The sequence below is a fragment of the Arthrobacter sp. FW306-06-A genome, assembly GCF_021870055.1.
Classification (GTDB): Bacteria; Actinomycetota; Actinomycetes; order Actinomycetales; family Micrococcaceae; genus Arthrobacter.
On record NZ_CP084552.1, the window covers coordinates 979,666 to 1,000,199 of the forward strand.

A 20,534-nucleotide genomic window follows, 5' to 3' on the forward strand; every position below is an offset into this window, starting at 1 on the left:
CCCCCAATGTGTGTAAAGGCCCCCGGGGCGGCCGGCATTTCAGAATTTATCCCCGTTCGTAAACGCCAAGCAGCCCCGCCTTCACACATTCATGATTGTTTCACATTCTAATGATTTTGTGAAAGCCAGCGAAGGTTACGTTTCGGTAGATGTCTTTTGGCGTCCCGCTCCGCGCCCGTTGACCACGCGTGCAGCCCAGATCAGGGCCAGCCCAACGACGAAACACAGGATGGCCGTGTAGTTGATCACGAACTCGATCTGGCCGAGTTCGGGCGGAATCACCGGGAAGAGCAGCGTGAGGGCAACCGCTACTCCACCCAGCGCCAACAGTCCTGCGGCGATGCGGACCAGTACCGGAAGTCGGTCCTGTGCCGCGCGCACCAGAGCCGGCAGCAGCGCCAGGGCGACGTACGCCGGGTAGGCCCGGCCTGCCGCGCCGTAATACTCAACAAGCGCAAAGTTGCGGTCGTCCTTGGCAGAGATGGCCTGGAGGCCCGCCGAGGAGCCGGCGGTGTCCATGGAGAAAAACAGTGCGACCATGACCACAGAGACAACAAGCAGGACCAGCATGCCGGTCTTTCCTGTGATGTGCCGGTGGGCGCTGTCGGCGCTGAACCCCCTGGAAATGCGGATGCCCATGAAGAAGATGACGCCGAAGATCACGAACCGCAGCAGCAGGTTGGCCAGGTTGATGCCACCCAGTGCTTGGTCGATCACGAGGTAAGGGCCCTTGATGCTTAGCAGGATGGCCAGCGTCATCGACGCGAAGATGCCGAACAGAGAGCGGTTCTCGCCGCGGAGGGTGCTGGGGATGCGGGCCACCGAGACGAGGGCGCAAACCGCCAGCGTGGTCCACTGAAGCGTCTCGATCATCCCAGGTTCTCCCATATCTTTTCTGTCTGTGCTTGGTCCTGCTCCTGCCGGCGCAGCACTTTCCCTAATGCCTGAAGCCGTTCCCCGGCCAGCGCGGTGAGCTCCCCGTCGGTGAGGCTGTCCAGGGCTGCCTGCCGCGCCCCGGGCGGCCAGCCCGCCTCCTCTTCGGTGATGATCCCCGTGGCCACCAGGCCGCCGGCCGGTCCTACCCCGGCCGCCAGTGCCGTGGCCACGGCGAGCTCAGGCGACAGTCGGTTTGCCGTCAACTGGGCAGAGTAGTTTTGCGGGGCCACCCCGGTGGAAGCCGAAACGCGGTGCCGGACCTCGCCGTCGTCAATTGCATCAACCCAGTTCTTCACCGAGGTAGGGTGCGGAGTGGGACCCAGGGCGGGGGTGGACGCTCCCCGTGCGGGCTCCATGGCCGGCCGTTCCAGGAGCGCGCGCATGAGGTCTGCGGTGGAAATCTGGCTTACCAGTTCGCTGCGCGTGGGTGGGCGCGGCGGGCCGGAAAGGACGCTGTAAGCGTCGAAACCGGCCAGCGCCGCAACAGGGTTGATGTTGTAGGCGCGGCTGACGCTGACCACGGTGCTCACGGAGACCTTGCCCCGGACCAGCTGCTGGGCGAGGGTGGTGCGTTTGATCCCCGAGACCCGGCAGACGTCAGCGGTGCTGGCATCGGGTGCGATGCTTTGCAGCCAGCGCTGGAACGCCTTGGCGGAAAGGGTCATGGAGGACTCTCTGCAGAATGGGTGGTCTGGACGATTTTACCGTGCCGCCCCGGGCAAACGTCCTGCCGGCATCGCCAGGCGCCGTATGGCCGATTTTGCCCAGGGTCCGGATTCGTCTATAGTTGATGGTCGAGCCCGTTGGTCCGTACACCCCCCAAGTCCGGACCAGCGGGTTCTTCTATGTCCAGCAGCCCCAGAGGCGCCGCGGCCCTGCTTTCGCCGCCTCTGCCGGCCGTCAATGGCTGTCCGGGCAGCGGCGAAAGGACGAATCGATGACTGCAACCCTTGTTGCCAAGGATGTCTCGGGAGGCCATGGGCACCGCGTGCTCTTTTCCGGGCTCTCGCTGACGGTGGCCCCCGGCGACGTGGTAGGTGTGGTGGGCGCGAACGGTGCCGGAAAATCGACGCTGCTGCGCCTCCTTGCGGGAGTCGACCAGCCACAGGATGGTTCCGTGAGCCTTGCCCCCTCTGATGCGTTTGTTGGCTGGCTTCCACAGGAACATGAGCGGATCCCCGGCGAAACGGTGGCCGCCTACATCGCCCGCCGGACAGGCTGCTCCGAAGCGACCGTAGAGATGGAATCCACGGCGGAAGCTTTGGGCTCAGGCGCTCCGGGAGCGGATGATGCCTATTCCCGTGCCTTTGACCGGTGGATGGCCTCCGGGGCGGCGGATTTGGACGACCGCATCCCGGCGGTGCTTGCGGACCTGGGCCTGGATGCCGGCGCCGATGCGCTGATGACGGGCCTTTCCGGCGGGCAGGCGGCACGCGTGGCCCTGGCCGCCCTCCTGTTGAGCCGCTTCGATGTGGTGCTGCTGGACGAGCCCACCAACGATCTTGACCTCGCCGGCCTGGCCACCCTGGAAAACTTCGTCACTGGGCTGCGCGGGGGCGTGGTGCTGGTCAGCCATGACCGCGAGTTCCTGGCCCGCTGCGTCACCCGCGTGGTGGAGCTGGACCTGGCGCAAAATACCGTGGCAGTTTACGACGGCGGCTACGACGCCTTCCTTGAGGAACGCGCGGTGACGCGGCGGCACGCCCGCGAGAAGTACGAGGAGTTTGCCTCCACCAAGGCCGACCTGGTGTCCCGTGCACGGACGCAGCGCGAGTGGAGCTCGCAGGGCGTCCGGAACGCGATGAAGAAGAACCCGGACAACGACAAGATCCGGCGCGCTGCCAGTACCGAGTCGTCGGAGAAGCAGGCACAGAAGGTCCGGCAGATGGAGTCGCGCATCGCCCGCCTGGACGTGGTGGAGGAGCCCCGGAAGGAATGGCAGCTGCAGTTCAGCATCGGCCAGGCACCCCGCTCCAGCGCCGTCGTCGCCACCCTCCGCAATGCAGTGGCACGCCAAGGTGATTTCACGCTGGGCCCGGTCAACCTTCAGCTCAACGGCGGTGAGCGCGTGGGCATCACCGGTCCCAACGGGGCCGGCAAGTCCACCCTCCTGCGCCTCCTGCTGGGAACCCAGGCACCGGACGACGGCGACGCCTCCATGGGTGCCTCCGTCGCCGTCGGCGAAATTGACCAGGCCCGCGGACTCCTTGACGGCCGGCTGCCGCTGGGGGACGCTGTCGAAGCGGTCCTGGCCGACTGGACGGGCGCCGATGTCCGCACGCTCCTGGCCAAGTTCGGCCTCAAGGCGGACCACACCGCGCGGAGCGTCGATTCCCTGTCGCCGGGGGAGCGGACGCGGGCAGCACTGGCGCTGCTGCAGGCGCGCGGCGTGAACTTGCTGGTGCTGGACGAACCCACAAACCACCTTGACCTGCCGGCCATTGAACAGCTGGAAGAGGCCCTCGAAAGCTACGACGGGGCCCTGCTGCTGGTCACCCACGATCGCCGGCTGCTGGAAAACGTACGACTCGACTACCGGTGGCACCTGGACAACGGCAGGGTCCAGGAGCTCCACCACACTGCAAGCCAGGAGAAATAACCATGAGCATGGACCGCGTGGCCTGGAGCTCGCTCTACAACATCAGCACCGCCAAAAGCGGCTCCAAGCCGTTCTCCAAGGAAACCCTGAAGCGGGTGCTGGCCTTCGCCGCTCCCCACAAGGGCAAGCTCATCGCCTTCGTGCTCTCCTCCATCGCAGCGGCCTTCCTGGCGGTGGCCACCCCGGTGCTCGCCGGCCAGGTGGTGGACGCCATCATCGATAAGGCCGCCGCCAGCACGGTGATCTGGCTGGCCGTGCTGATCGCCATCGTGGCCGTGGGCGAAGCGGGAGTGGGGCTGCTGACCCGCTGGCTGTCATCGACCATCGGCGAAGGCGTCATCGTGGACCTGCGCACCCGGGTGTTCGACCACGTGCAGCGCATGCCCATCGCCTTTTTCACCCGGACCCGGACAGGAGCGCTGGTCAGCCGCCTCAACAACGACGTCATCGGGGCGCAGTCCGCGTTCGCCGGAACCCTCTCCGGCGTCGTGAGCAATTCCGTGGCGTTGATTCTGACCCTGGTCGTGATGCTCAACAAGTCCTGGCTGGTCACAGTGCTCGCCATGGTGCTGCTGCCGATTTTCCTGATTCCCGCCCGGCGAATGGGCTCCAAGCTGGCCGACCTGCGGCGTGAAGCTGCAGCCCACAACGCCGCCATGGGCACCCAGATGACCGAAAGGTTCTCCGCGCCGGGCGCCACCCTGGTCAAGCTGTTCGGACGGCCGGACGAGGAATCCCGCGAGTTCGCAGCCCGCGCTGGCCGCGTCCGTGACATCGGCGTCCGCATGGCCATGCTGCAGTTCACGTTCGTTACCGCCCTGACCCTGGTGTCCGCACTCGCGCTGGCCCTGGTCTACGGCCTGGGCGGCTGGCTCGCACTGGGCGGGCAGCTCGCACCCGGGGACGTGGTGGTCCTGGCGCTGCTGCTGACCAGGCTTTACGCCCCGCTTACGGCACTGTCCAACGCCCGCGTGGAAGTCATGAGTGCACTGGTCAGCTTCGAACGGGTCTTTGAGATCCTGGATCTGAAACCGCTGATCCAGCAGAAGCCGGATGCTGTGCCGGTTCCGGCCGGGCCAGTGTCCGTGGAGTTCGACAACGTCCGGTTCGCCTACCCTTCGGCGGACAAGGTCTCCCTGGCCTCGCTGGAGGAAGTCTCCACCCTGGACACCCGAGGCGGCGAGGAAGTGCTGCACGGCGTCAGCTTCCGGGTGGAACCTGGACAGACGGTGGCCCTGGTGGGCTCCTCGGGTGCCGGCAAGTCCACCATTGCCCAGCTGTTGTCGCGGCTGTACGACGTCGACTCAGGCGCCGTGCGTCTTGGCGGCACCGTGCCCGGGACCGGGCTGGACGTCCGGGACGCCACCTTCGATTCGCTGCGCGACACACTTGGAATGGTCACCCAGGACGGCCACCTGTTCCACGAGACCATCGCCTCCAACCTCCGGCTGGCACGGCCCGACGCCACCGATGAGGACATGTGGGACGTCCTGCGGCAGGCCCGGCTGGAGACCATGATCAGGTCCCTGCCGGACGGGCTGGAAACTGTGGTGGGGGAGCGCGGGTACCGGCTTTCCGGCGGTGAACGCCAGCGGCTGACCATCGCACGGCTCCTGATCGCCCAGCCCCGCGTCGTCATCCTTGATGAGGCCACCGCGGCACTGGACTCCACGAACGAAGCCGCCGTGCAGGCGGCCCTGGGCGCGGCGCTTGAAGGACGGACCGCCGTCGTGATTGCACACCGGCTCTCCACGGTCCGCGCGGCCGACGCCATCCTGGTGGTGGAGGGCGGCCAAATCGTGGAACGCGGTACCCATACGGAACTGTTGGCAGCCGGCGGCCGCTACGCGGAGCTGTACCGAACCCAGTTTGCCGAGGCCACCGCTGTGGCGGAAGAGGCTGTCCCGGAGTTCTAGGCCTGTGGCGGCCCTGTTAGACGGCCCTCGACGCCAGCAGCGGCAGGATGTGGTCCGTCAGCAGCGGCGCCAGGTCCTGCGGGAAGTCCGGGCCCTCGGCGGGGCAGGCGATATCCAGCCAGCGGATTTCCGCGATTTCGGCAGCGGGGGTGGCCTGCCAGGTCCCCGGGGCGAGGAACACGGTGGCTTCGATGTCGGTGGCGGCCTCGTTCGCGGCGTCGGCGATCCAGACCCCCATGAGCTCAAGTTCCTGCGGCTGCAGGACGATTCCCACTTCTTCGGCGAGCTCGCGGGCGGCGGCCTGGACGGCTGTTTCACCTGGTTCCGGCTTGCCGCCGGGGTGCATGAACATGGCCGTTCCCCGTTTCCGTACGGTCAGGAGTCGTCCGGCGTCGTCGAAGACACAAACGGCGGACACCACGATCCGGTCCTTCACCCGGGGATCCTTTCCAGGTGGGAGACCAGCAGCAGGTCCTTGCGTGGGCCCGTGACATCCCAGCTGTAGCTGAACGCGTCGGGGCCCTGGCGGGTGTAGGACACCCGGTAGGTGTCGGGGTCGCACCAGTGCGAGTCCAGGCTGGCGTCAGGGGTGAAGCTCATGCGGTGGAACGGCCGGCCGTCGAGGAAGAACACGTCCAGCGCGTCCGCCCGGGCTCCGGGCCTCAGGACGTACTCCCGCGAGGCGGGGCCGGTGAAAGCAGGCCAGCGCATGGTGCCTTCCTCATGAAGGTGCAGGCCGCCGTCGTCCGTTGGCGTGAAAAGGACGACGCCGGAAAAGGTTCCGCGGGTGCCGTCCGACCTGTCCAGCAGGTCCCGTTCCACTTGCCAGCGGCCTGGCTGCCCATACTGCGTTTGTTGGCTGCCCAGGAGGTAGGCGCGGAGGCTGGGCTCCGGGGAAGGAGAGTTCAAGTGCCCTCGATTGGAATCGAACCAACGACACCGGCTTTAGGAGAGCCGTGCTCTATCCACTGAGCTACGAGGGCGCGCATCCGGTGATTCGGCAGGGCCGGTCCGTCCGGACACGGTTACAAGCATACAAGGTGCGGGGGCGTACTACGCTCAAGGCATGAGTCCAGCCCCAACTGCCGCTCCTGCCGTTGCATTCATCCCGAACGTTGCGTCCACCCGGCATTACATCGGGGCGTGGGCTGTTTTGAGCGTCCTGCAATATTTCCTTGCGGAGGCAGTGGTGGCTGTGGCCTGGGCAGGGCCCCGTCCGTACGACCTGCGGACCGGGTACATCAGCGACCTGGGCGCGCTCCACTGCGGCATCTATTCCGGCCGGGATGTCTGCTCGCCCTTGAACTGGCTGATGAACGGCTCGTTCGTGCTCCAGGGCCTCGGGCTGTTGCTCGGGGCGGTGCTGCTGACCTCGGGGCTGCTGCGCGTGGCGGCCCGGCCCGGTACCGGGGTGGACTGGCGCCGCCGGAAGCCATGGCTTGCAGCGGCGGCGGTCCGACTGCTCACCGGAGCCGCCGGGGCCGGAACCGTGCTGGTGGGGCTGGTCCCTGAGGACGTGGGCTCGTCGTGGCACTACACCGGTGCCGTCGCCTATTTCATAACCGGCGGAGCCGCCCTGCTGGTGCTGGGAATCCTCTGGCTGGGCAAGACCCCGATGGCATGGTTTCTCTTGGTGTGCGGCGGCGTCTCATTGGCGGCCACAGCAACCGGGGGCCTCACGCACATGGACGTGCCCGAACCTGGAACGCTGGAGCGGCTCATGGGTTATCCGGTAACCGTGGGCATGGCCGCCGCAGGGTTGGTCATTGCGCAGCGCGTGCACCGGCGCCGGAAGGAACGGCGGGAGGCGGCGGCCGCAAAGGCGGCTGCTGTTTAGCGCTCTTTCCGTTCGCGGCTGTTGAAAAACACGGCCGCGGCCCCGGCCAGGAGGCTCAGCACTAAAAGCACCCAGCCTGCAACGGTGAGGCCGGACGCCAAGGCAACCTGGCCGGCGTCGGGACCCGGCGTGCCCATCATGGCGTCAATGGCCACGTTGCCCCACAACCGGACCACGACGAACAGCATGGGGAGAGCCCAGAGGGCCCACCGCAAGGCTTTCTTCACCACGTTGGTGCCGATGAGCAGCAGCCACGTGAAGCCGAAAATCAGCGGGAAGAGCGTCCCCGCGGTCTTGTGGACGTAGCTCAGCTGGCCCAGGGCGTCGCCGTCCATGACTCCCTGCAGCCGGCCGATGTAGGCGGCGTCGAACCCGCCCACCAGTGAATCCGGCATGGCCATATCTTGGGAGAGCTGCGTCATCTGGCTCAGGGTCAGCAGGTGCAGGTACCAAAACAGGAACAGGCTGGCCACCACACCCGCAATGACGATCAGGTTGCTGTTGCCTTGCGCTTTCTGCGGAGTACGCGAAGTGGTGGGATTGACCACCGGTGGCAAGTGATGCTGCGGGACGGCAGCGTTGGCGCCGTGCTTCTTGATCCGCTGGGCAGGGGTTTTGGCCATGGCACCATTATCCCGCCCCATAAACTGAACCTATGACCACTGGCCGACACAGCGCAGCTGTTCTTGACCCCTCATTGGATGACTACGAATTGGCGGCAGCGCTGGTCCGGGAAGCCGGACAGCTGGCCCTCCTCATGCGCATGGCTGGACTGGAGTCGGAACAAAAAACGTCCGTCTCCGACGTGGTCACTGAGGCTGACCATGCTGCCGAGGCCTACGTTCTGGAGCAGTTGCGGCGCTGCCGGCCGGATGACGGCATTCTTGGCGAGGAAGGGGCTTCCGTCCAGGGCACCAGCGGGCGTACCTGGGTAATCGACCCCGTGGACGGCACTTACAACTTCCTGCACGGCTCCACGTACTGGTGTTCAGCCCTTGCCCTCAAGGACCGCCGCGGCGTGCTGCTGGGCGCGGTTTTCCAGCCTGAGGAGGACAAGTTGTGGCTGGGCGGACTTGACCGGCCTGCCACCTTGAATGGCGAGGCACTGACCTCGTTTTCCGCTGGCGGCGGCAAGCGCAACACCACCGGTGTTGCCGAACTCGGTGCGGCCACCTACATCCACCCCACCTGGCTGATGGACCCCATGTGTGCCATGCCGTGGCACGCTGCGGCCACCTCCGCAGCGTCCCTCCGAATGCTCGGCTCCGGCTCCTGCGACCTGGGCCGGGTGGCGGACGGGCAGCTGGGGTGCTGGTTCCAGCACAGTTGCCCGGAGTGGGACTGGCTGCCCGGCAAGGCAATTGTCCTTGCTGCCGGCGGTGCCGTGGACACCGTCCGGGTCAACGGGCTCGAGTGGTTCATAGCAGGAGGAACGACGGCGGTCCGTGAGTTGCGTGCCGCCCTCGAGTCAGGCTCGGTGGCCTAGGCGTCACCAGCGCGCTGCCGCCGGCTGCGCCGGGGAGTGGTGGTGCGGTGGAGTGGTAGGTGTGGCCGGTTGGGGTGGTGGTTGCCACGGTGTGGCGGGGGCCGGGGACTGGTTTGGTGGTCCAGCCGGGTGTTTCTTTGGCGTGGTTGCAGGCTTCGCAGAGTCCCTGGCCGTTGCCGGTGGTGGTGGGGCCGCCGCTGTGCCAAGGCCTGATGTGGTCGTGGTGCCTGATCGGAGCGTCGCAGTACGGGGGCCGGCAGGTGTCGTCCCGGACCTGGAGGAAACGCTTCAGCCCCGCCGGGAACAACCGGGCTTTGGAGTCCATCGCCACCAATTCACCTGTGCCGGGGGCGGTGTAGAGCCGGCGGATCCAGAGATTCAGGTTGTGACGGCCGGACGCGTCCACGTTGGCCTCGCCAGCGGCTTCAGGGGTGGCCGGAGAACCAAGGTTGCCGGGGCCGGGGGCTGTTACCGGCATTCGCATTGACGAACCAGCGAGGGCGAGTTCCCTTGCCCATGCCGCCGGGATGATGCCATAACCGGGCAGCCGTGCGGGTTCGGCATCGGCTTGGAGGGGGTTGCGGTCTGTCATGACGAGCTGGACCTCCACGCCGCTGATCCCGCCGGGGGTCCCGGTGACCCTCTCGACGAGGGTGTCTGCCATGACCTGCCCCCGCGACCTCTCATCCCCGCCTGAGCGTGCTGTGTCGGCATCCCGGGCCAGTGCCGCGTAGGCGGCCACCCCCTGTGAGACGGGGAGCAAGGCGGTCAGGTACGTCATGGTGTCCGGGGCCGGGCGCAGGCTCACGCTGCGTTCCGTGACCGCGTGTGCAGCACGCTTCGCGACCGAGGCGGGGTCGCGCCGGTAGGCGGCGGCGCGGACGGCGGCGGTGATGGCTTTGTCGCCCATGCCGTCGAGGGCGCCGGTGTCGGCGGCGAGTTCCTCATCCACCCCGGCCCGGTCCTCGGGGGAGAGGCAAATGGTTTCCTTCACCACCAGAGTGGCCCGCCACTCATTGAGGAGCCCACTCCTGAACGCGGCGGAGGTGTGCGGCATGCCGGTGAGGGTTTTGGCCATGCCCAGCAGCCGGGAGCCCTTCGCGGGGGACTCGCGCCGGGCCAGCGCGATCTGCGCCGCCACCCCGGCACCCTGCTCACCGGCCGGGACCCCGCCCGCGGCCTGCCCACGCCGCTGATCGGCGTCGAAAGCCACAGCAAGCCCCGCCTGCCGGGCACCCGCCACGCACTTCAGGTCCTCCAGACGGCGCATCTGGTCCATCATTCCCGCGTCATCAGTAGCCAACGGAACACGGGCCAACAGGCTGAGGACATCACCAATGGAAGGCGCAGCAGGCGGCAATGGATCGGCTTCCCTGGCAGTTTGATCGACTGCGGGGGACTGAAGCGCACCAGCAGCCAGGAGTTCATTAGGCTCCGCCCCTAGCACTGCCGCCGTCCCCAAAACCGCTCCCATATAAAGAGTCTTCCACCAGGGTCTGACATGGGCACTTACCTTTCTGCCTATGTGGATAGAGGCTGTAATCCACAGGCTGGAAGGCGTTGTCGGTCCCACCGCCTAGACTTGTAGGCACCATGGATATGTTGTTTGACCCGTACTCTGACGGACCGTTCAAGGCCGCTCCTGCCGCCACCGCCCGCACCAGGACGGGGCCGGAGGGCGTTGCCACCGCGGCCGGACCGGGCGGAATGCCGGTTCCCGGCATGGATGGGCAGCACCAGGCCGGCGGCTGGCAGCAGGCCAACCAGGACCGCGGGAACCGGCACGATGCCGGCGGCCACCATGGCCGCCGCCTGGATGCCGCCCAGTTGCTGGAGGGACTGAACCCACAGCAGGAGGAAGCGGTCAAGCACGGCGGCTCGGCGTTGCTGATCGTCGCCGGTGCCGGATCGGGCAAGACACGTGTCCTCAGTAACCGGATCGCTTACCTGATCGCCACGGGACGTGCCCATCACGGCGAGATCCTGGCCATTACGTTTACGAACAAAGCCGCCGCGGAGATGCGGGAACGCATCGAGGCCCTGGTGGGCGGGCGCGCAAAGATCATGTGGATCTCCACGTTCCACTCGTCCTGCGTCCGGATCCTCCGGCAGGAAGCTGCCAACGTCGGGTTGAAGTCGAACTTTTCCATCTACGACTCCGCCGACTCGCTGCGGCTGGTCACCCAGGTGTCCAAGGGGCTGGACCTGGACCCCAAGAAGTTCGCGCCCAAGGCCATCCAGCACAAGATTTCCGCGCTGAAGAACGAGCTGGTCGACGCTGATTCCTTTGCCTCGGCAGCCAACTACAACGACCCCTTCGAACACGCGGTGGCAGACGTCTACAAGGGCTACACCCAGCGCCTCCGACAGGCCAATGCCATGGACTTCGACGACCTCATCGCCGAGACCGTCTACATGTTCCGCGCCTTCCCGGCGCTGGCTGAGTCTTACCGCCGCCGGTTCCGCCACGTCCTGGTGGACGAGTACCAGGACACCAACCACGCCCAGTACGCGCTTGTGCGGGAGATCGTGGGCGAGGGCCCCGGAGCTTCGGAACTTACCGTGGTGGGCGACTCGGACCAGTCCATCTACGCGTTCCGCGGCGCGGACATCCGCAACATCGTGGAGTTCGAAAAGGACTACCCGGAAGCCCGCACCATCAAGCTGGAGCAGAACTACCGCTCCACCCAGAACATCCTTAGCGCCGCCAACTCCGTGATCTCGCGCAACCCCAACCGGCCCGAAAAGCGGTTGTGGACTGCCGAGGGTGAAGGCCACAAGATCATCGGGTACGTCGGCGAGAACGAGCATGACGAAGCGCAGTTCATTGCCAAGGAGATCGACCGGCTCCAGGACGAGGAGAACCTCCGCCCCGGTGACGTCGCCATCTTCTACCGCACCAACGCCCAGTCCCGCTCCATCGAGGACGTGTTGGTGCGCGTGGGTCTGCCCTACAAGGTGGTGGGCGGCACGCGCTTCTACGAACGCAAGGAAATCAAGGACGCCCTTGCTTACCTGCGGGTCCTGGTGAACCCGGACGACGACGTCAACCTCCGCCGGGTGCTGAACGAGCCAAAGCGCGGCATCGGCGACCGCGCCGAAGGAGCCGTCGCCGCCCTGGCAGAGCGGGAGCGCACGTCCTTCATGGCGGCCGCCCGCCGTGCGGACCAGGCGCCCGGCATGGCGACCCGTTCCGTCAACGCCGTCCTGGGCTTCGTGAAAATGCTGGACGACCTTGCCGAGGTAGCCGCCGGGTCCGGGGCTGCCGCAGCACTCGAAGCCGTCCTGGAACAGACCGGCTACCTTGCCGCCCTCAGGTCCAGCACGGATCCACAGGACGAGTCCCGTGTGGAGAACCTGGCCGAACTCGTGGCCGTGGTGCGCGAGTACGAACAGGAAAACCCGGAAGGGTCGCTGGCCGCGTTCCTGGAGCAGGTCTCCCTGGTGGCGGACGCCGACCAGATCCCGGATGCCCCCGGCGCAGACATTGACGAAGCCGTGGCCGAGGCCAAGCGCCTGGGCGTGGTGACGCTCATGACCCTGCACACCGCCAAGGGCCTGGAATTCCCGGTGGTCTTCCTCACCGGCATGGAGCACGGGCTCTTCCCGCACCAGCGCTCCGCCACGGACCCCAAGGAACTGGCGGAGGAGCGCCGGCTGGCCTACGTCGGCCTCACGCGTGCCCGCAAGCGGCTGTACGTCACCCGGTCCGAGGTCCGCAGCATGTGGGGCCAGAGCCAGTACAACCCGGCCAGCCAATTCCTGGAGGAAATCCCCGCCGAGCTCCTGGAATGGAAACGCGAGGGAACCAGCAGGCAGGCCGGCGGGTGGGGCGGTGGCTCCATCGGATCCGGCCGTTACAGCGGGTCCTTCTGGGGAGCCGGAACGGCCCGCGGCGCAGCGGCTGATTCATCGGCCGGCTTCAACGCCGATGTTCCGGCTTTCATCGCCAAGAACCGGGTGCAGCCGCAGAAGGAAATCATCGCCGTCAGCGTGGGGGACAAGGTCAACCACACCAGCTTCGGCAACGGGACCGTCCTGGCGCTTGAAGGGGCCGGGGACAAGACCGTAGCCAAGGTCAAGTTCGACGTCGGCGAGAAGCGGCTGCTGCTCCGGTACGCGCCGCTGACCAAGCTGGACGCCTAGGAGACATTCCTGCCCGTGCCGCGCCCATACGCGGCGTGCCCGGCACGCGCTATGTACCCGGGCAGGCGTCGGCGATGAGCCTTCGGGCCATGTCTACGGCGCGCGTTCCGTACGTTCCACCGTCGAGGACGGCTGCCGTGGCGTAGGCTCCGTTGAGGACGATGAGGAGTTCTTCGGCGATCCGGTCGGGGTCCTCCGCCCCGCCTTCAACGGCCAGGGAGCAGAACCAGTCGCGGACCTGTTGCTTGTGGGTCACTGCCACCAAGTGGGCAGGGTGCTCTCCTTCGGGAAACTCAGTGTTGGTATTCAGCATGGGGCATCCCCGGTAGCTGCTGCCGGCGCAGTCCGTGGCGAGTACTTCGAAGACGGCGATGAGCTTGGCACGTGGATCCGCGTGTTCTCCGGCAGCCCCGCGCATGCGTTCAAACCAGGCGTCCGCGCGGCCTTCGACGTAGGCGGTGGCGAGGGCGTCCTTGGTGGGGAACTGGCGGTAGACAGTCGCGTTGCCAACTCCGCAATCCTTAATGACCGTATCCATCCCCACGGCCCTGATGCCCCGCGTGTAAAACAGGCGCGTAGCCACGGCGAGAATGTTGCGGCGGTTCTCCTCGCCCGTCCTGCGCGCCATGAAACCACTCCTTTCAGATTTCGGGATGTCTACTTGCTTCAGTTTGACTGACGGAACGATCCGTCACAAGCTTGAGAACGATCCGTCACATTCATTTGGGCACTACCCGACAAGAAGCAGGAGAAGATGATGAAGGCAGCAGTACTTGGAACAGGCATGGTCGGCCGGACCATCGCCGCACGCCTTGCTGAGCTCGGTCACGCCGTAACCATGGGCACCCGCGATCCGGAGGCAACGCTGGCCAGGAGCGAGGCCGACGCGATGGGAACGCCGCCCTTCGCCGCCTGGGCCAATCAGCGTCCCGCCATCAGGGTTGCCGGCTTCGCAGACGCCGCCATGGGGGCGGAACTCATCGTCAACGCCACCAACGGCGGCGCGTCACTCGAGGTGCTCGGCCAAACCGGGCGGGAAAATCTCGACGGCAAAATCATCTTCGACATCGCCAACCCCCTCGACTTCAGCAACGGCATGCCCCCGACCCTGTTCGTCAAGGACACTGACTCGTTGGGTGAGCAGATCCAGCGCGCTTTTCCGGCAGCGCATGTGGTGAAGGCGCTCAACACCATGAACGCGGACCTCATGGCCCGGCCGGAACAGTTGGCCGATCCCGGCACGGTTTTCGTATCCGGCAACGATGCCGAGGCCAAGGCCATCGTCAGTGGCCTGCTGAAGAACTTTGGCCACCAGGATGTCATCGACCTCGGCGACATCACTACGGCGCGTGGCACCGAAATGCTCCTGCCCGTCTGGCTCCGCCTTTGGGGCGCCCTCGGAACACCCGCGTTCAACTTCAAGATCGTCCGCTGACCCAACACTGAGAGGAGCGCCGCCCTCCAATGACCACCTACCGCACTCTCGTTGTCGTCGCACATCCGGACCTCGCAGGATCCCGCATCACCGCCGACCTCGCTGACGCCATCAAAGATCTTGACGGCGTCACTGTCCGCGACCTCGCATCCACATATCCGGACCGGCACATGGACGCCGGGCGGGAGCAGGAACTCCTTCAGCAGCACGACCTCGTCGTGCTGCTGTTCCCTTGGCACTGGTATTCCGTTCCCGGCCTACTAAAGGAGTGGATGGACCAAGTGCTGACGCATGGATTCGCCTACGGTGCCTGCGGTGATGCCTTGCATGGCAAGCGACTGCAGTTGGTCACCTCAACCGGTGGGCCCGAATCCTCCTATGCGCCGACGGGGCATAACCGTTTCACCATGTCGGAGTTGCTGCGTCCCTTGGAGGCGACCGCGCACCTTTGTGGCCTCGAAATGGCCGAACCCCTCATTTTGCACGGGGCTTCCCGGGCGACACCCGCGGAACTGGCGGCACACGCCCAGCGCTTCCGGAACCTGCTTTCGCCCGTGCCTGCAGCCCCAGGAGGCTAGGCACGCGAAGCCCCAGCCCTGCAATGCGGTCGACGGAAGACTCCGGGGCGCCTCCGGTCGAGGGGTGGCGGGGCATAATTGAGGCCATGCGACGGACTGTATGGGGGATGCTCGCCGCCCTTTTCCTAATCACTGCCACAGGCTGCAGCGTGACCACGAAGGACCCCGGCTACGTCCCGCCGGCCCCGCTGAAGCCCGTGGAACAGTTGGAGAAGGCGCCGCTGGTTGACGCGAAGGCGTTCGCCAGCGGCACCGACGTCCTGTCCTTCATCACTGCGGACCGGACCGTCGCCTGCTCACTCACCTCTGCACGTGGGGAGCACCTGAATCTGCCCTATGAGCAGAACCGCTACACCGACTCCGCCAACAACAAGCTGCCCATTGTTCCCGTGGCGCACTGCGAGCTGGCCACCTACCCGGCACCGCAACCAGGCGACATCAAGGACGACTGCGCCGGAACCCACCTTGGCTACCTGGGCGGAGTGGCGCTGGTGACCCCGGACAGTGCCCGCTACGGGGAGTGCCGGTCCGGCGTCACATCCATGGAAGCAGCCTATGGACCCAAGGGAACCAAAGCCGGGCCCTTGGCGCAGCTGCCCGTGCTCGCGGACGGGCAGAACCTCGAACGCAACGGGCTGCGCTGCTCCGCCTACAACGGGGGCGTGGCATGCGGAAACGTCTCCGCCGGCGTCGGATTCTTCGTTTCAACCGAACGTTACGAACTCATCCGGGGACCGGTCAAAAGCAGTCCCGACGCGCAGCCGGATGCCCCAAAAACCCCGTAAATCCGCGGTTTTTCTACGTTCCATAGAATAGTGTGCTTACTCACATAAGAGGTAGTCTGGGACGGCCCGGTCCCTCCAAAGGACTAGAGTTCCCCATGGAGCATTACGCCGCGTGGCTCGTTTCCAGACAGGCCGCCGGTGCGTGCAATCCGCAGCGCGGTCATCGTCTTTTCGATGGTGTCCGACTGTACCGAAACTACTTCGACGTAGAAGGACACTAAACCGTGGACCTGTTTGAATACCAGGCGCGCGATATGTTCGAGGCGCACGGTGTACCCGTGCTTGCCGGCATCGTGGCGTACACCCCAGAAGAAGCAAAGGCAGCTGCCGAGAAGATCGGCGGCGTTACCGTTGTCAAGGCACAGGTCAAGGTAGGCGGCCGCGGCAAGGCCGGCGGCGTCAAGGTCGCAAAGTCCGCCGACGAGGCATTTGAGCACGCCTCCAACATCCTGGGCATGGACATCAAGGGCCACACCGTCAAAAAGGTGATGATTGCCCAGGGTGCGGACATCGCCGAGGAATACTACTTCTCCGTCCTGCTGGACCGGGCCAACCGCAACTACCTGGCCATGTGCTCGGTTGAAGGCGGCATGGAAATCGAACAGCTCGCCGTCGAACGCCCCGAAGCGCTGGCCAAGATCGCCATCGACCCCGCCGTGGGCATCGACCAGGCCAAGGCCGACGAAATCGTCGCAGCTGCCGGTTTCGCCGAGGAACTGCGCGGCCAGGTAGCCGGCGTCATCCTCAAGCTCTGGGACGTCTTCAAGAAGGAAGACGCCACCCTGGTAGAGGTCAACCCGCTGGTCAAGACCGGCAACGGCGACATCCTGGCCCTTGACGGCAAGGTCTCCCTGGACGAGAACGCTGATTTCCGCCACCCCAAGCACGCACAGCTTGAGGACAAGGACGCAGCTGACCCGCTTGAGGCCAAGGCAAAGGCGCAGGACCTCAACTACGTCAAGCTGGACGGCGAAGTAGGCATCATCGGCAACGGCGCCGGCCTGGTCATGTCCACCCTCGACGTCGTCGCCTACGCCGGCGAGAACCACGGCAACGTCAAGCCCGCCAACTTCCTGGACATCGGCGGCGGAGCCTCGGCAGAGGTCATGGCCGCAGGCCTGGACGTCATCCTGGGTGACGAGCAGGTCAAGTCCGTGTTCGTCAACGTCTTCGGCGGCATCACCGCCTGTGACGCCGTCGCCAAGGGCATCGTCGGCGCACTGGCCGAGCTGGGCAGCTCCGCCAACAAGCCGCTGGTAGTCCGCCTCGACGGCAACAACGTCGAGGAAGGCCGCCGCATCCTCACCGAGGCCAACCACCCGCTGGTTACCCTGGCCGCCACCATGGACGAGGGCGCCGACAAGGCCGCCGAGCTCGCCAACGCAGCGAAGTAAAGGGACGCACCATGTCTATTTATCTGAACAAGGACTCCAAGGTCATCGTCCAGGGCATCACCGGCGGCGAAGGCACCAAGCACACCGCCCTGATGCTCAAGGCCGGCACCAACATCGTTGGCGGCGTCAACGCCCGCAAGGCCGGTACCACGGTCCTGCACGGTGACAAGGAAATCAACGTCTACGGCACCGTCAAGGAAGCCATGGCTGAAACCGGCGCCGACGTCTCCATCGTCTTCGTGCCGCCGGCATTCACCAAGAACGCCGTCGTCGAAGCCATCGAGGCCGGCATCGGCCTGGTCGTGGTCATCACCGAAGGCGTGCCCGTCCAGGACTCCGCCGAATTCTGGGCCCTGGCCCAGTCCAAGGTGGACGCCGATGGCAACCAGGTCACCCGCATCATCGGCCCGAACTGCCCCGGCATCATCACTCCCGGCGAAGCGCTGGTTGGCATCACCCCCGCCAACATCACCGGCAAGGGCCCCATCGGCCTGGTCTCCAAGTCCGGCACCCTGACCTACCAGATGATGTACGAACTGCGCGACCTGGGCTTCTCCACCGCCATCGGCATCGGCGGCGACCCCATCATCGGCACCACCCACATCGACGCCCTGGCCGCGTTCGAGGCTGACCCCGAGACCAAGGCCATCGTCATGATCGGCGAGATCGGCGGCGACGCTGAGGAGCGCGCGGCCGACTTCATCAAGGCCAACGTCACCAAGCCGGTCGTCGGCTATGTGGCCGGCTTCACCGCTCCGGAAGGCAAGACCATGGGCCACGCAGGCGCCATCGTCTCCGGCTCGGCCGGTACCGCCCAGGCCAAGAAGGAAGCCCTCGAAGCTGCCGGCGTGAAGGTTGGCAAGACGCCTTCCGAGACCGCCAAGCTGCTCCGCGAGGTCTACTCAGCCCTCTAGCAGTACGCACGGCGCGGGGCCATCCCAGGCCCGGTCCCTCCCGGGGACCGGCACGGGGAGGCCCCGCGTTTGCTGTTTAACAAGCGTCCGCATGGAACGACGACGGCGGGCGGCGGGTGAACGGGCGCGTCGAGTAATGTTGAGGAAGGCAAATTCAGGGGCGCCGTGCGTGCCCAGGCAGGGGAAAGACGATGGCAGAAAAGCGACGCACCCTGGTCGACGCCGTCGTGGACAAAGTCCTTGAGCACATCCTCAGCGGAGAGATTAAGGCCGGAGACGCCCTGCCGCCCGAGGCAGATATCGCCAAGGATTCCGGGGTCAGCAGGCTGACGGCGCGTGAAGCCATGAACGTCCTGAAGGCCCAAAACGTGGTCTACGTAAAACGCGGGCTCGGCACATTCGTCAATCCTCCGGAACGATGGACCGGCATGGACGCCATTATGCAGGCGGCCTCCAGGGGAGTGGCCTCCGACCAGGTAGCACTGCGGCTGCTGGAAGTCCGCCGCATGGTGGAGACCGGAGCTGCTGAACTGGCCGCCTCCCGGCACAGGCCCGCCGACCTCGCCGCCCTGCAGGAAAGCGTGGACCGGATGGAAGCGGCGCACCAAACTGGGGACGTGGATGCCCTCACCGTGGCGGACATCGCCTTCCACGACACAGTCCTGCGCGCTTCCGGCAACCCCTTCGTGCCGGCCCTGCTGGGCCAGTTGTCCACACTGCTGTATGCCATGCGGCGGGAGACCTCGGCCTTCCCGGATGTGCAGCGCCACGCCATCCACCACCACAAGATGGTTCTGGCTGCCATTGCCGCCGGCGATCCTGCCACTGCCCGTTCCACCATGGACGCGCACATCACCCAGACCTTCGAGGACTACGAGCAGTTCCTTGCCATGTCCAGCCGCACTGGAGCCACCGCCGGCTGAAAGCCCCCTGGCCGCACCTGCCCAGGGGCAGCGGCGTTGCATGAGCCGCCCGATGGCGCTCAGGAAAGACCCTGTGTTGACGGTCGCGTTCCCGTGTGACTACAATCTCAGTCAGACATCAGACATCTGATATCACCATCCCCCACAAAATGCCGCCAGCCAAAGGAGTCTTCATGCGCGCGCATTCCCTTTTCAAGGGTCCCCAAACAAAAGCGGGAGGTACGCGATGACCTCCCGTGCCGCCGCCCCCGCGCTCAGCGAACTGGGCGAGACCACCCTCCGCAAGGTTCGCCGGAGGCTCATGCCCCTGATCGTCCTGCTCTACTTCATTGCCTACCTCGACCGGAACAACGTGGGCTTTGCCAAGCTCGGCATGCAAGGGGACATCGGCTTGACCGAGGCCGCCTACGGTCTGGGTGCAGGCATCTTCTTCCTGGGCTACGCCCTGCTGGAAATTCCGAGCAACGGCGGCATGTACCGCTTCGGCGCCCGCAAATGGATTGCCCGCATCCTGATCAGCTGGGGCATCTTCGCCACGGCCATGTTCCTGGTCAACGGCGAAGCCACCTTCTACATCATCCGCTTCCTGCTTGGCGCCGCCGAAGCCGGCTTCTTCCCCGCCATCCTCTTCTACCTGACCCTCTGGTTCCCGGCAGCACAGCGCGTCACCGTGCTGGGCATCTTCATCCTGGCCCAGCCCATCTCCAACGCCCTGGGCGCTCCTGTGTCCGGCATGCTCCTGAACCTTGAAGGCGTCGCCGGACTCCACGGCTGGCAGTGGCTCTACATCCTTGAAGGCATCCCCGCCATCATCCTGGGCATCATCACGCCCTTCGTCATGACGGACCGGCCCGAACACGCCAAGTGGCTCAAGTCGGAGGAACGCGAATGGCTTTCCACCACCATGTCTGAGGAACTGGCGCACAAGCAGAAGGCAGGAAACCACAACTTCCTTGCAGGCCTGAAAGACCCCCGCACCATCGCCTACTCCGCGCTGTACTTCGGTCTGGTCTGCGGGATCTACGGGCTGGGCCTCTGGCTGCCCACTATCGTCAAGGCCCTCGGAACCTTCGACTCAACCCAGGTCGGGTTCATCGTCTTCATCCCGTATGCCATCGCAGCCGTGTTCGTCTACTTCTGGAGCAAGCGCTCGGACCGTACCGGCAACCGCGTCTGGCACGCCAGCATCAGCATGGTGCTCGCCGCCGTCGGCCTCCTGGGTGCCGGCTTCCTGCTGCCGGTCAACGCGGTGCTCGCCATGGTGTTCCTGACCCTTGCGGCCATGGGCATCTACTCGGCAATCGCCCCGTTCCTGGCCATGCCGTCCGCGGCCCTCACCGGCGCCGCTGCTGCTGCAGGGTTGGCCATGGTCAACTCGCTCGGCAACCTGGGCGGCTTCGTGGCGCCCTACATTGTGGGCATCCTCAAGGATGCCACCGGGAACAGCCAGTCAGGCCTGGTCTTCCTGGCCGCCTGCCTCGCCATAACCGCAGCCGCCACCTACCTTTACGCACGCAAGCGGCCCGAAGGCGTCTCCGCCCCCGGTGCCACCCTTCCTGCCGCCGAAACCCACTAGGAAATACCA

General features: G+C 65.9%; 19 protein-coding genes and 1 tRNA gene. 12 read left to right on the forward strand and 8 right to left on the reverse strand.

All coding sequences use genetic code 11. The annotated features are described in order from the left end of the window. Nucleotides 1-135: 135 nt before the first annotated feature. Nucleotides 136-873, reverse strand: coding sequence for a hypothetical protein (locus LFT49_RS04690; RefSeq protein WP_236801185.1), 738 nt, complete (start codon nt 871-873; stop codon nt 136-138). Beyond that, entirely contained in the window at nt 870-1,601 is a 732-nt protein-coding gene (locus tag LFT49_RS04695; RefSeq protein ID WP_236801186.1) for a hypothetical protein, read from the reverse strand. Before LFT49_RS04695 ends, LFT49_RS04690 begins: the two co-directional genes overlap by 4 nt. A 272-nt stretch (nt 1,602-1,873) precedes the next feature. Here LFT49_RS04695 and LFT49_RS04700 point away from each other — a divergent pair, with 272 nt between their 5' ends. Both LFT49_RS04700 and LFT49_RS04705 read left to right on the forward strand, forming a co-directional pair. Then, a complete protein-coding gene (locus LFT49_RS04700; protein ID WP_237429888.1) occupies nt 1,874-3,535 on the forward strand; it encodes an ABC-F family ATP-binding cassette domain-containing protein in 1,662 nt (553 codons plus the stop codon). Between the two features lie 2 nt (nt 3,536-3,537). Next, nucleotides 3,538-5,451, forward strand: coding sequence for an ABC transporter ATP-binding protein (locus tag LFT49_RS04705; RefSeq protein WP_237429889.1), 1,914 nt, complete (start codon nt 3,538-3,540; stop codon nt 5,449-5,451). A gap of 16 nt (nt 5,452-5,467) precedes the next feature. Here the strand turns inward: LFT49_RS04705 and LFT49_RS04710 are convergent, their stop codons facing one another. From LFT49_RS04710 to LFT49_RS04720, 3 genes are all read right to left on the reverse strand, one after another. Further along, the gene (locus tag LFT49_RS04710) at nt 5,468-5,887 is read right to left on the reverse strand and encodes an NUDIX hydrolase (RefSeq protein ID WP_237429890.1); all 420 of its coding nucleotides are present in this window, start codon (nt 5,885-5,887) and stop codon (nt 5,468-5,470) included. Then, nucleotides 5,884-6,360, reverse strand: a complete 477-nt coding sequence (locus tag LFT49_RS04715) for a DUF6314 family protein (RefSeq protein ID WP_373462190.1) — start codon at nt 6,358-6,360, stop codon at nt 5,884-5,886. Before LFT49_RS04715 ends, LFT49_RS04710 begins: the two co-directional genes overlap by 4 nt. Before the next feature lies 1 nt (nt 6,361). Further along, nucleotides 6,362-6,434, reverse strand: a tRNA-Arg gene (locus LFT49_RS04720). A gap of 83 nt (nt 6,435-6,517) precedes the next feature. On the opposite strand from LFT49_RS04720, the gene LFT49_RS04725 reads away from it, so the two are divergent. Continuing rightward, entirely contained in the window at nt 6,518-7,288 is a 771-nt protein-coding gene (locus LFT49_RS04725) for a DUF998 domain-containing protein (RefSeq protein WP_237429891.1), read from the forward strand. Here the strand turns inward: LFT49_RS04725 and LFT49_RS04730 are convergent. Further along, the gene (locus tag LFT49_RS04730) at nt 7,285-7,911 is read right to left on the reverse strand and encodes a hypothetical protein (RefSeq protein ID WP_237429892.1); all 627 of its coding nucleotides are present in this window, start codon (nt 7,909-7,911) and stop codon (nt 7,285-7,287) included. The genes LFT49_RS04725 and LFT49_RS04730 overlap by 4 nt on opposite strands. 32 nt (nt 7,912-7,943) lie before the next feature. Here LFT49_RS04730 and LFT49_RS04735 point away from each other — a divergent pair, with 32 nt between their 5' ends. Beyond that, nucleotides 7,944-8,774, forward strand: a complete 831-nt coding sequence (locus tag LFT49_RS04735; RefSeq protein ID WP_237429893.1) for an inositol monophosphatase family protein — start codon at nt 7,944-7,946, stop codon at nt 8,772-8,774. On the opposite strand, the gene LFT49_RS04740 is transcribed toward LFT49_RS04735, so the two are convergent. Continuing rightward, entirely contained in the window at nt 8,707-10,056 is a 1,350-nt protein-coding gene (locus LFT49_RS04740) for an HNH endonuclease (RefSeq protein ID WP_336886860.1), read from the reverse strand. The genes LFT49_RS04735 and LFT49_RS04740 overlap by 68 nt on opposite strands. A gap of 317 nt (nt 10,057-10,373) precedes the next feature. On the opposite strand from LFT49_RS04740, the gene pcrA reads away from it, so the two are divergent. Further along, complete coding sequence (gene pcrA / locus LFT49_RS04745; protein WP_373462194.1) at nt 10,374-12,920, forward strand: DNA helicase PcrA; 2,547 nt, start codon at nt 10,374-10,376, stop codon at nt 12,918-12,920. A gap of 49 nt (nt 12,921-12,969) precedes the next feature. Here pcrA and LFT49_RS04750 read toward each other — a convergent pair whose 3' ends face one another. Next, nucleotides 12,970-13,548, reverse strand: a complete 579-nt coding sequence (locus LFT49_RS04750; RefSeq protein ID WP_236801194.1) for a TetR/AcrR family transcriptional regulator — start codon at nt 13,546-13,548, stop codon at nt 12,970-12,972. A gap of 129 nt (nt 13,549-13,677) precedes the next feature. Here LFT49_RS04750 and LFT49_RS04755 point away from each other — a divergent pair, with 129 nt between their 5' ends. The 7 genes from LFT49_RS04755 (at nt 13,678) to LFT49_RS04785 (ending at nt 20,525) form a co-directional block, all read left to right on the forward strand. Next, nucleotides 13,678-14,355 carry an NADPH-dependent F420 reductase gene (locus LFT49_RS04755; RefSeq protein ID WP_237430472.1) on the forward strand — a complete coding sequence of 226 codons (678 nt, stop codon included), beginning with the start codon at nt 13,678-13,680 and terminating at the stop codon, nt 14,353-14,355. A 29-nt stretch (nt 14,356-14,384) separates the two neighbouring features. Further along, on the forward strand, nt 14,385-14,933 hold the full coding sequence (locus tag LFT49_RS04760) for an NAD(P)H-dependent oxidoreductase (RefSeq protein ID WP_237429895.1): 549 nt from the start codon (nt 14,385-14,387) through the stop codon (nt 14,931-14,933). 107 nt (nt 14,934-15,040) lie between these two features. Next, complete coding sequence (locus LFT49_RS04765) at nt 15,041-15,718, forward strand: hypothetical protein (RefSeq protein WP_237430473.1); 678 nt, start codon at nt 15,041-15,043, stop codon at nt 15,716-15,718. A 224-nt stretch (nt 15,719-15,942) separates the two neighbouring features. Then, nucleotides 15,943-17,112, forward strand: a complete 1,170-nt coding sequence (gene sucC / locus LFT49_RS04770) for an ADP-forming succinate--CoA ligase subunit beta (protein WP_236801196.1) — start codon at nt 15,943-15,945, stop codon at nt 17,110-17,112. Nucleotides 17,113-17,123: 11 nt separating this feature from the next. Next, on the forward strand, nt 17,124-18,026 hold the full coding sequence (gene sucD, locus LFT49_RS04775; protein ID WP_236801197.1) for a succinate--CoA ligase subunit alpha: 903 nt from the start codon (nt 17,124-17,126) through the stop codon (nt 18,024-18,026). Nucleotides 18,027-18,217: 191 nt separating this feature from the next. Then, nucleotides 18,218-18,949 carry a FadR/GntR family transcriptional regulator gene (locus LFT49_RS04780; RefSeq protein ID WP_237429896.1) on the forward strand — a complete coding sequence of 244 codons (732 nt, stop codon included), beginning with the start codon at nt 18,218-18,220 and terminating at the stop codon, nt 18,947-18,949. A 226-nt stretch (nt 18,950-19,175) separates the two neighbouring features. Then, the gene (locus LFT49_RS04785) at nt 19,176-20,525 is read left to right on the forward strand and encodes an MFS transporter (RefSeq protein ID WP_237429897.1); all 1,350 of its coding nucleotides are present in this window, start codon (nt 19,176-19,178) and stop codon (nt 20,523-20,525) included. Nucleotides 20,526-20,534 lie beyond the last annotated feature (9 nt).

What these genes read in the sequence shown, in the direction of transcription:
- LFT49_RS04690 (WP_236801185.1), bottom strand. Translation starts at nt 873, where the DNA reads ATGATCGAGACGCTTCAGTGGACCACGCTGGCGGTTTGCGCCCTCGTC.
- LFT49_RS04695 (WP_236801186.1), bottom strand. Translation starts at nt 1,601, where the DNA reads ATGACCCTTTCCGCCAAGGCGTTCCAGCGCTGGCTGCAAAGCATCGCA.
- LFT49_RS04700 (WP_237429888.1), top strand. Translation starts at nt 1,874, where the DNA reads ATGACTGCAACCCTTGTTGCCAAGGATGTCTCGGGAGGCCATGGGCAC.
- LFT49_RS04705 (WP_237429889.1), top strand. Translation starts at nt 3,538, where the DNA reads ATGAGCATGGACCGCGTGGCCTGGAGCTCGCTCTACAACATCAGCACC.
- LFT49_RS04725 (WP_237429891.1), top strand. Translation starts at nt 6,518, where the DNA reads ATGAGTCCAGCCCCAACTGCCGCTCCTGCCGTTGCATTCATCCCGAAC.
- LFT49_RS04730 (WP_237429892.1), bottom strand. Translation starts at nt 7,911, where the DNA reads ATGGCCAAAACCCCTGCCCAGCGGATCAAGAAGCACGGCGCCAACGCT.
- LFT49_RS04735 (WP_237429893.1), top strand. Translation starts at nt 7,944, where the DNA reads ATGACCACTGGCCGACACAGCGCAGCTGTTCTTGACCCCTCATTGGAT.
- LFT49_RS04740 (WP_336886860.1), bottom strand. Translation starts at nt 10,056, where the DNA reads ATGATGGACCAGATGCGCCGTCTGGAGGACCTGAAGTGCGTGGCGGGT.
- pcrA (WP_373462194.1), top strand. Translation starts at nt 10,374, where the DNA reads ATGTTGTTTGACCCGTACTCTGACGGACCGTTCAAGGCCGCTCCTGCC.
- LFT49_RS04750 (WP_236801194.1), bottom strand. Translation starts at nt 13,548, where the DNA reads ATGGCGCGCAGGACGGGCGAGGAGAACCGCCGCAACATTCTCGCCGTG.
- LFT49_RS04755 (WP_237430472.1), top strand. Translation starts at nt 13,678, where the DNA reads ATGAAGGCAGCAGTACTTGGAACAGGCATGGTCGGCCGGACCATCGCC.
- LFT49_RS04760 (WP_237429895.1), top strand. Translation starts at nt 14,385, where the DNA reads ATGACCACCTACCGCACTCTCGTTGTCGTCGCACATCCGGACCTCGCA.
- LFT49_RS04765 (WP_237430473.1), top strand. Translation starts at nt 15,041, where the DNA reads ATGCTCGCCGCCCTTTTCCTAATCACTGCCACAGGCTGCAGCGTGACC.
- sucD (WP_236801197.1), top strand. Translation starts at nt 17,124, where the DNA reads ATGTCTATTTATCTGAACAAGGACTCCAAGGTCATCGTCCAGGGCATC.
- LFT49_RS04780 (WP_237429896.1), top strand. Translation starts at nt 18,218, where the DNA reads ATGGCAGAAAAGCGACGCACCCTGGTCGACGCCGTCGTGGACAAAGTC.
- LFT49_RS04785 (WP_237429897.1), top strand. Translation starts at nt 19,176, where the DNA reads ATGACCTCCCGTGCCGCCGCCCCCGCGCTCAGCGAACTGGGCGAGACC.